Below are 9,602 nucleotides of genomic sequence, written 5' to 3'. Positions count from 1 at the left end.
AAATCCCAAGATAAGGAGGAAGCTTCATTTTATCAAACCCTTTCTACATAAGCTTTACATCAAGTGTTTCTTGAAAGAGAGGCTTTGAATCTTACTCTCCTTCCCTGCGTTTGCGCAGCGTCTCGAAGAGAGGGAAGGGGCTGGGGGTTAGGTCTGTTTTACCTTGATTTGCCAACTCTTTCGCTCTCGCCTGGGAATCAAACTTTAATTTATTATCCCACTGCTGTGCTTTGCCAAATTTTTTAACAGCGCCATCAATATCATCATTTCGCGCTAACTTCTCACCTTGGATGACTAACACTGTTGCCCCTTGCGCCAACCGCGATCGCGTTTGGCATGATTGCAACTCTTCTAACACTTCTGGATGACCAATGAGATAATTATTCAACAAATTGCAACCACTGAATAATAAATTATCGAAATCCAAATCCCATAAAATTATTGTTTTGTCTTCACTAGCAGAAGCTAACTCTTGTCCATTGGGACTGTAGGCGACGCTATAGACAGGTCTGCTATGACCATTAAGGGTTTTTAGGAGTTGACCACTGCTGACATCCCAGATTTTGATGGTGTTGTCTTCACTCGCAGAAGCTAACTGTTGTCCATTGAGGCTGTAGGCGGCGCTATAGACCAAACCGCTATGACCAGTCAGGGATTTAAGAAGTTGACCACTGCTGACATCCCAGATTTTGATGGTGTTGTCATAACTAGCAGAAGCTAACTGCTGTCCATTAGGGGTGTAGGCGACGCTAATGACCGCACTGGTATGACCAGTAAGGGTTTTTAGGAGTTGACCACTGCTGATATCCCAGATTTTGATGGTGTTGTCATAGCTAGCAGAAGCTAACTGGTGTCCACTGGGGCTATAGGCGACGCTATAAATCGGTCTGCCATGACCAGTCAAGGTTTTGAGGAGTTTACCACTGCTGACATTCCAGATTTTGATAGTGTTATCTTCACTAGCAGAAGCTAACTCTTGTCCATTGGAACTGAAGGCGACGCTATTCACCCCACCGTTATGACCAGTAAGAGTTTTGAGGAGTTTACCACTGCTGATATCCCAGATTTTGATGGTCTTGTCCCAACTACCAGAAGCTAAGTGTTGTTCATTGAGATTGAAGGCGACGCTAATGGCCGAATTGCTATGACCAGCAAGGGTTTTGAGGAGTTTACCACTGCTGAGATCCCAGATTTTGATAGTCTTGTCCCAACTAGCGGAAGCTAACTGTTGCCCATTGGGGCTATAGGCAACGTTTCTCACTGTATCGCTATGACCAGTAGGGGTTTTGAGGAGTTTACCACTGCTGAGATCCCAGACTTTGATGGTGTTGTCAAAACTAGCGGAAGCTAACTGTTTTCCATTGGGGCTAAAGGCGACGCCAATGACCGCACTGCTATGACCAGTAAGGGTTTTCAGGGGTTCATCACTGCTGAGATCCCAGATTTTGATGGTATTGTCAAAACTAGCGGAAGCTAATTGTTTTCCATTGGGGCTAAAGGTGACGCTAATGACCGCACTGCTATGACCAGTAAGGGTTTTCAGGGGTTTATCACTGCTGAGATCCCAGATTTTGATGGTATTGTCAAAACTAGCAGAAGCTAACTGTTTTCCATTGGGGCTAAAGGCGACACTATTCACCCCACTGCTATGACCAGTCAGCGATTTTAGGGGTTTATCACTGCTGAGATCCCAGATTTTAATGGTCTTGTCACTACTAGCGGAAGCTAAATATTGTCCATTGGGGCTAAAGGCGACGCTAATGACCGCACTGCTATAACCAGTAAGGGTTTTTAGGAGTTTACCACTGCTGAGATCCCAGATTTTGATGGTCTTGTCATCGCTAGCAGAAGCTAACTGTTGCCCCTTGGGGCTATAAGCGATGTTTCTGACTGTATCGCTATGACCAGTTAGGGTTTTGAGGAGTTTACCACTGCTGACATCCCAGATTTTGATCGTCTTGTCAAAACTAGCAGAAGCTAACTGTTTTCCATTGGGACTGTAAGCGACGCTTCTGACTGTATCGTTATGACCAGTTAGGGATTTCAGGAGTTGACCACTGCTGACATGCCAGATTTTGATTGTCTTGTCATAACTAGCAGAAGCTAACTGCTGTCCATTCGGGCTGTAGACAACGCTATTAACCCTATCGCTATGACCTTCTAAAGTATTCACCTCGATCGCACGATTTTCTTTAGGCTCATTTGGCTTTAAATAAACCGCTTGCTGTAAAGTTGCCGCAGTTTGCATTCGGATATCGTTTCTGTTATGTGCCCAAATTGTATGCTTGAGTTTGTTACTTGCCCTTAAGGCTCTTATTAAAGCATCTGGATGTTGTCCAGAGGCAAAAAAGGCTTCAGAAGAATTATTGATGGCGTTAATTAGCTGAATATTTGCCTCTACTGTCCACTGGAATGTTAGCACTGCCAATCCAGCAAATCCTAAACCTGCGGTCACGGAACTAAAAAGGGCACGTTTGAGAAAGTTATTCAGTTTCGCCTCACTAATTTTTCTTTGTTCTCGTTCCTTTTCCAGTTCCGCCATTACCTGCTTTAACTTCGGTTCCTGTTGCTGGCGGATAAAGGCGGCGATGTAGTCATGTACTAGTTGATAACGGTCTGCGGGGTTTTCTGGTAGCAAAACCACCAAGCCGGATTGGACAAAAATCTCTAGCACTAAATCTAATTTACTGATATCAACAGTTTTTTCTGCCCTAGTTTTTGATCCCCCCGCCTGCGGCGATCGCCTTTTTAAGGGGGTGAAAGAAACTAAGCCCCCCTTTTTAAGGGGGGTTGGGGGGATCTCCGAGAAGTACGGCATCAAATCGCGTTCCAACTCAGCGCGAGTCTTTAGGGGGCGAGTTCCTTTTTCATCGGTCAGCAAATACAGTAGTATGTCTGCTGCTTGCTGATTCTCTTCGCCGCAATCATTAACAACTTCATCCAAATAACGTTTAACCAATTCTCCCTTAGTACCACGCTGGCGATATTCTGCCAGAGTTGTAATATTCTCCGTTTGCAGTTGCGCCCCCACAACCTGCAACTCAATGGGACGAACTTCATCCAATTCTCCGGCTAAATCTTGCACCAGTTGTTCAATTAAAGCAGGTTCTAAGCGAAAACTAGTATTTGCAGTTAAACGCTGAATAATTGACTTTGTATCAGCAGGTGAGAAGTTCCCCAACTTATAAAGCACATTATTACTGAGAATGTCATTGCCAATAATCTTGAGACTGGACAAATCATTGCACTCTAGCAAGTAATGGATGTAATCTACCCGCAACGATAAGATAACTTTCACCGATAGAACATTCAGACACTCTCCCATAAACTCAAAGAATTGCTTCCTTTGTGCAGGTTCGGTGTAAACAAAGAAAAATTCCTCAAATTGATCGAAAATTAGCACCGTTCGCAGGTTGCGCTGTTCGTTTTCGCATAGTTGAGTGATTAGAAACTTTGTAGAGACGCGATTCATCGCGTCTGCATTAGGGCGTGAAGATGACGAGAGAAGTAAGGAGTGGGTATTTTGAATATCAAAGGTCGAACCTCCGAGTTCTGAGGCTGAAGTTCCGAGTTCTGACTCTCGCCACTCAGGAAAGACGCGATGAATCGCGTCTCTACAAACTTCCGACTCCTCACTTTTTCCTAAAAGCCTCCCCAACTCTTCCACCCAGTTGGTGTAAACGCGCATTACCACCGGCAAATAATCTTGAGTACCGATCGCTTTATTGTTTAAAGCTGGTATTAGTCCCGCATTCACTAGGGAACTTTTGCCGACACCCGATTGCCCATGAATTACTATCAACTTATAATCAGGGCGACCCATGCGTTCAATTAAACGTTCTACATCCAAGAGCCGACCAGATGCAGCAATTTCTGGGGCAATATTTCCTTGGGGAGAATTTGAGTGTAATGTCTCTACAAATGCCTGTTTTGTAGCTTCTAACCTACCCGCGCCAATAAAAGCCCGCAAGCCAAATTGCTGTTCAATAGAACGCTGTTGCTGTTTGATTTTGTATGCTTTGAGATATTCTTTCTGCTCAAAGTAAAGCTGCTGCGAAAATCTGAGAATATCCAAGAAAAGTCTAATATCTTCTAGGGGATTACCCACATCCCTAGCAGTTTCTAAGCTGAGAGTTGCCTGTTGAGTTTGACCTAATTGATATTGAGAACGGCCTAAAATAAACTGATATAAGCTCAAATCTTTTGATTTTAAATCTCTTTCGGGAATATCAGATAAAATCCCTGATGTATTTGCTGATTCTAGATTGGGAATCGTAGAAAAAACTTTTAAGGCTTGCTGAACAAGCTGATTTGCTTTGAGCCAGTTTTTTTGAGCAAAAGCTACCTCAGCTAAAAAACCGTAATCTCTGGCTAATTCTCTTGGCTGGTTGTTATTTTGATGGATTACTAAAGCTTGTTCAGAAAGACTCTGCAAGGTTTCCCACTTTTGCAAGTCTCGCAATATATCACCGAATTTAACTACTGCATTTGCAATTAAATCTGGACTTTTAAACCTGCTGATAAAATTTATATACTCTTGAATATAATGCCAAGTTACTAGCCAATCTGGATGATTGATATCTTGGTTTTTAAAAGCTTTTAAATAATAACAAAAGCTAATCTCACTGAGGATTTTTGCCTGTCGTTCTAAATTATGACTTTGCTGCCAGAGCTTATCAGCTTGGTGGTAATGCTCTAACGCCGAATCTTTTTGATTATTTATCTGTTTGATAAAACCTAACAAAGATTCTAAATTAGCTTGAATTTCTAAATTATAAACATCTGGCTTTTTGAGTAAATATCTTTGCGCCGCTTCTAACTCATTTTCCAGTTTAAAATATTCATCTATGCTAAATTTTAAGTTATTACTAAACCATTGATTAGCCGTTTCGATGATAAAATCTACTAATTCCTGTGTTGATATGGCAAAATCTCTCGTAGTTGCCCAACTTTCTAAATCTGGTGCAAGCTGTATTAGTTGCTTGTAGATTTCATCGTCAATCCACAACACTAAGGGAAAAGCAAAATTCTTACGAAACTCTTCCCGCACCTGATTCGCAGAAGTTAGCATCACAGATAAATTCTGCACTGATTCCAAACCGACAACCATCACACAGGCTGGTATTTCTTCACCAAATTCTTCCTGAATGGTAGTATAAAGAGTTCTATTAGATTGCTGCACTGCCAAGACACGAATTTCAACTTGACAAATTTCTTGCAATCTGGATATTAAGCGATCGCGCAAGCTAGCATAATTACACCGTGCCAATATCAGCTTAAACTGTCCCACAGAGGATTCAATCGCCCAAGCTAATTGTGTCAGAGAGCGTAGGCGTAGCCCGTCGTAGACATCGCTGTTTACATGGTCATCTTTTGGTGGTTGCGAGTCTGTCATAAGCTTATGTGTTTAGTTCGTAGTAAGCACTTTAGTGCTTTCAAAGACATAGAATAATAAGCACTAAAGTGCTTACTACAAACTTAATTCCCTCGCCTCAGCCAAAACCGGATTAACATCAAACCAAGACTCGCCACCATCCCGATATTCAAAGACAAAGCGACTGCGAATCAGTTTTTGATATCCTTGGTCATCACTTACCTTTTTCTTTTCCTTGACATGACGTAACAATTGCCACTCATCATCAGAAATTGGCAACACGATTTCATTCCGCCGAGAACGAATAACTTGCTCGAAGGTTTCACGGGTTAGGGGAAGACTCATCTCTTCCATAATCCAGGTATTCAGCAGCCTCAGTACGTCCCGCACATGACCACCGCTCATTTTACATAAACGCTCTAGGCTAGCAGCACTATCAAAAATTTCGGTAACTTTATTTAAACGCTCCTCTGGTGTCATGTCAGGAAAAGCTCTAGCTAGTACCATCTGCTGCATGAGTGCCATTCCCTCTGTATGAACACTGCCATCAGACCATTGTACAGGTACCATTGGTAACACCTTTGGGTCTTCCGGGAAACGCTGGGTCAGCATTCCGTAATCATTGGAAAACTTCAAAGACAAAGGCATGGTGTAGATGAGATGACAATTCAGCTTCGTCAAAAACTCACCCTGATCGACAAATAAATATTCCTGCTGCGGACGACCCCAAGGTTTGACACGATTATCTATGCGGTCAAGATTATCGACAATTACCACTAGACCATTTTTACCCTGCTGTTTGAGTTTAGCGATCGCAGGTTCCAATAATTCTTGATTAATCGCTTCCAGCAGTTTAGTTTTTTGCGGTGCTAAATACTGATTGAGTTTTTCTCGCAGGGTTGGGTCATTTTTCATCTTCGCGGTGATTTCCCCAATGCCCACAGACAGAGAAAACTTTTCTTTATCTGCCGATAAACCGACATCACCAAGCACCGGAACCTTAACTTTTCCCGCCGTCACCTCGGAGTTTAAGACCTTCCAAGCACCTTGCAACAACTCATTAAACTTGTTGGGTGACTCTAGGGTAATTTTATCCAGACTTTGACTCACACGCCGAGCGATCGCTAGCAGCACATCAGCAATATCGACATCAGTCATTTCCAAGTCATCACTGGACTCAAAATAGACCACATGGAAGCCTAAGTTTTCCAGTTCTGCCTGTAACCGTAATAGCTCTGTCGATTTTCCACAACCAATATGCCCAGTAAATAAAGTGCAGGTGGGTTCATTAGGCTTAAAAAAAGTAATTTTCTGCTTCAGCTTGCCAAGAATATCACCACCTCGAACTGAGGAAAAATCTATGTAATACTTGCTATCAGAGCTATGGTTGACAAACAGAGTTCTGCTGGGATCGCTAGCCTGATAAAATTCCCGTAAATCTATGGGCATAACTTGGTAGTGCAATTATCTCGTATTGTCTTAACATATCCTTGTGGAAAAGGATAAAGTTATTTACATCTTTGCATCTCAATATTTCGGAAAATTTTTGCTTTTACAGCCTCAAAGGTGAGCAAAATACATCGTGAATTCTCTGCGTGCCTCTGCACCTCTGACTTCGCCACGATTTTACCCAAAGCTGTAACTAATATAAAGTGATGTAGAAAAACCTAGACTATTTTTTGATACTATTTAAGACCGGACTCTTTAAATATTGATAGACGTATGAGCAAAGGTACCCTGTTTGATAAAGTTTGGGACTTACACACCGTTGGTACACTTCCCTCAGGGCTGACACAACTATTTATCGGGCTTCACCTAATTCATGAAGTCACCAGTCCCCAAGCCTTTGCTATGTTACGCGAGAGGGGTTTAAAAGTACTGTTTCCACAGCGTACCGTTGCCACAGTCGATCATATTGTGCCAACAGAAAACCAGGCGCGTCCCTTTGCCGATAGCTTGGCAGAGGAAATGATTCAGGCGCTGGAAAATAACTGTCAAGAAAATAATATAACTTTTTACAATATTGGTTCTGGGAGCCAGGGTATAGTTCATGTCATCGCTCCAGAACTCGGACTGACCCAACCAGGAATGACGATCGCTTGTGGAGATAGTCACACTTCCAGTCATGGGGCATTTGGTGCGATCGCATTTGGTATCGGTACTAGTCAAGTCCGAGATGTTCTCGCTTCCCAAACCCTGGCCCTTTCCAAACTGAAAGTCCGCAAAATTGAAGTTAACGGCACTCTCAACCCTGGTGTTTACGCCAAAGATGTCATTCTGCATATCATCCGCACCCTTGGCGTGAAAGGTGGTGTGGGCTATGCCTATGAATTTGCCGGTACGACATTTGAGCAAATGAATATGGAAGAGAGGATGACTGTCTGCAATATGGCGATCGAAGGCGGTGCGCGTTGCGGCTATGTTAATCCCGATCAAGTCACCTACGATTACCTCAAAGGCAGAGATTTTGCACCCAAAGATGCAGATTGGGATAAAGCAGTGGCTTGGTGGGATTCCATCAAGAGCGATGCTGATGCCCAATACGATGATGTAGTAGTATTCGACGCTGCGGAAATTTCTCCTACTGTTACCTGGGGGATTACTCCCGGTCAAGGTATCGGTGTCAACCAGTCAGTACCTCAACCAGAAGAATTGCTGGAAGAAGACCGATTTATTGCCGAAGAAGCTTACCGCTACATGGATTTATATCCTGGTCAACCCATCAAGGGCACTAAAATAGATGTCTGCTTTATTGGTAGTTGCACCAACGGCAGAATTAGCGATTTGCGAGAAGCTGCGAAAATCGCCAAAGGTCGCCACGTTGCAGAGGGAATCAAAGCCTTTGTTGTCCCTGGTTCAGAACGGGTGAAGGAAGAGGCAGAAGCTGAAGGACTAGATAAAATCTTTCAGGAAGCTGGATTTGAATGGCGTGAACCAGGATGTTCCATGTGTCTGGCCATGAACCCCGATAAACTGCAAGGAAGACAAATCAGCGCCTCTTCCTCCAACCGCAACTTTAAAGGCAGACAGGGTTCCTCTTCCGGTCGGACATTGTTAATGAGTCCGGCGATGGTCGCCACTGCTGCGATTAAAGGCGAAGTCTCTGATGTGCGTGAACTCTTGTAATTTTAGAGGGGCATTGGGAATGGGGAAAGGGAAAGGGGTAAGGGGGAAAGGTTAAATTTATCCCTTTACCCTTTACCCTTTAACCTTTTCCCCTTGCCCCTCACCTCCCCTAGTCCCAGTCCCTTTTTCAACAATCTGTCATTGAAAGAATAGATAAAGTTTATGGTGAGTGAAGTTAAAACAGTTTCAGGGCGCGGTGTACCCTTAGTGGGCAATGATATAGATACCGATCGCATTATTCCCGCGCGATATTTGAAAGCCGTTACCTTTGATGGGTTAGGCGAAGGCGCATTTATTGATGACCGGACAGCACTCAAAGGTGAACATCCCTTTGACCAACCCCAGTACCAAGGGGCGAATATTTTAATAGTCAATAGAAACTTTGGCTGTGGTTCATCACGGGAACATGCACCCCAAGCGATCGCAAAATGGGGAATCCAAGCTTTAATCGGTGAAAGCTTTGCCGAAATCTTTTTCGGTAACTGTGTGGCAATGGGCATACCTTGTCTGACAGCCGATGCTGTTACTGTTAAACAACTGCAAGAGTTAGTCGCTGCCAATCCTCAAGCCGCCGTGACAGTGAATTTGGAAACCTTGCAAGTGCAAATTGGTGATTACACCGCCCCAGTTGCGATCGGTGAAGGGACAAGAAGCACATTTATTTCAGGCACTTGGGACGCTTGCGGTCAGTTGGTGGCAAATGCTGACCAAGTTCGAGCAACAGCTGCAAAATTACCCTACGTCGGTTGGGGCAATTTAGCTGCAAGTTAGTATTTTTTCATTCTCTGGTTGTCAGCCAGAGAATGAAAGAATGCCAAGAATTGCTGCGATCGCTCTGGCTAACCAGATAATTTGGGTTGTGCGTAATCAAAAATATTTTAGCAAAGTTGCTAATTTCTGTTTTCAAAAGTGGAGAATATACGGGTCTTCTTAAAAGATGGAGATTGAATTAACCAATAAGGGATTTTAATCAAAAGACAAAGTTTACTTAAACACGTAAAGCAATTAATATCTTATAATTTTTAATTACTCGATAAAATTAGCACTAACTATAACTTTTTCAGCTAACTACCCAGATTTTTGTTTTTACTTTAAAAAAGCA

5 protein-coding genes are annotated in these 9,602 nt (G+C 43.1%); 3 read left to right on the top strand and 2 right to left on the bottom strand.

Annotated features, from left to right (window positions below):
- Positions 1-91: 91 nt before the first annotated feature.
- Both ACEYW6_RS18085 and ACEYW6_RS18080 read right to left on the bottom strand, forming a co-directional pair.
- On the bottom strand, positions 92-5,395 hold the full coding sequence (locus ACEYW6_RS18085; RefSeq protein WP_412980809.1) for an eIF2A-related protein: 5,304 nt from the start codon (positions 5,393-5,395) through the stop codon (positions 92-94).
- Between the two features lie 75 nt (positions 5,396-5,470).
- Positions 5,471-6,823 (bottom strand): ATP-binding protein, encoded by a 1,353-nt coding sequence (locus tag ACEYW6_RS18080; RefSeq protein ID WP_412980808.1) that lies wholly within the window; start codon positions 6,821-6,823, stop codon positions 5,471-5,473.
- Positions 6,824-7,096: 273 nt separating this feature from the next.
- On the opposite strand from ACEYW6_RS18080, the gene leuC reads away from it, so the two are divergent.
- The 3 genes from leuC (at position 7,097) to ACEYW6_RS18065 (ending at position 9,434) form a co-directional block, all read left to right on the top strand.
- Entirely contained in the window at positions 7,097-8,500 is a 1,404-nt protein-coding gene (gene leuC, locus ACEYW6_RS18075) for a 3-isopropylmalate dehydratase large subunit (protein WP_412980807.1), read from the top strand.
- Positions 8,501-8,662: 162 nt separating this feature from the next.
- Positions 8,663-9,271 (top strand): 3-isopropylmalate dehydratase small subunit, encoded by a 609-nt coding sequence (leuD, locus tag ACEYW6_RS18070; protein ID WP_196509158.1) that lies wholly within the window; start codon positions 8,663-8,665, stop codon positions 9,269-9,271.
- Positions 9,272-9,311: 40 nt separating this feature from the next.
- Positions 9,312-9,434 (top strand): hypothetical protein, encoded by a 123-nt coding sequence (locus tag ACEYW6_RS18065; RefSeq protein ID WP_412980806.1) that lies wholly within the window; start codon positions 9,312-9,314, stop codon positions 9,432-9,434.
- Positions 9,435-9,602: the final 168 nt, after the last annotated feature.

Source organism: Nostoc sp. UIC 10607 (assembly GCF_047228265.1).
Taxonomy (GTDB): Bacteria; Cyanobacteriota; Cyanobacteriia; order Cyanobacteriales; family Nostocaceae; genus Nostoc; species Nostoc foliaceum_A.
This window is presented reverse-complemented; position numbering and strand designations above follow the sequence as displayed.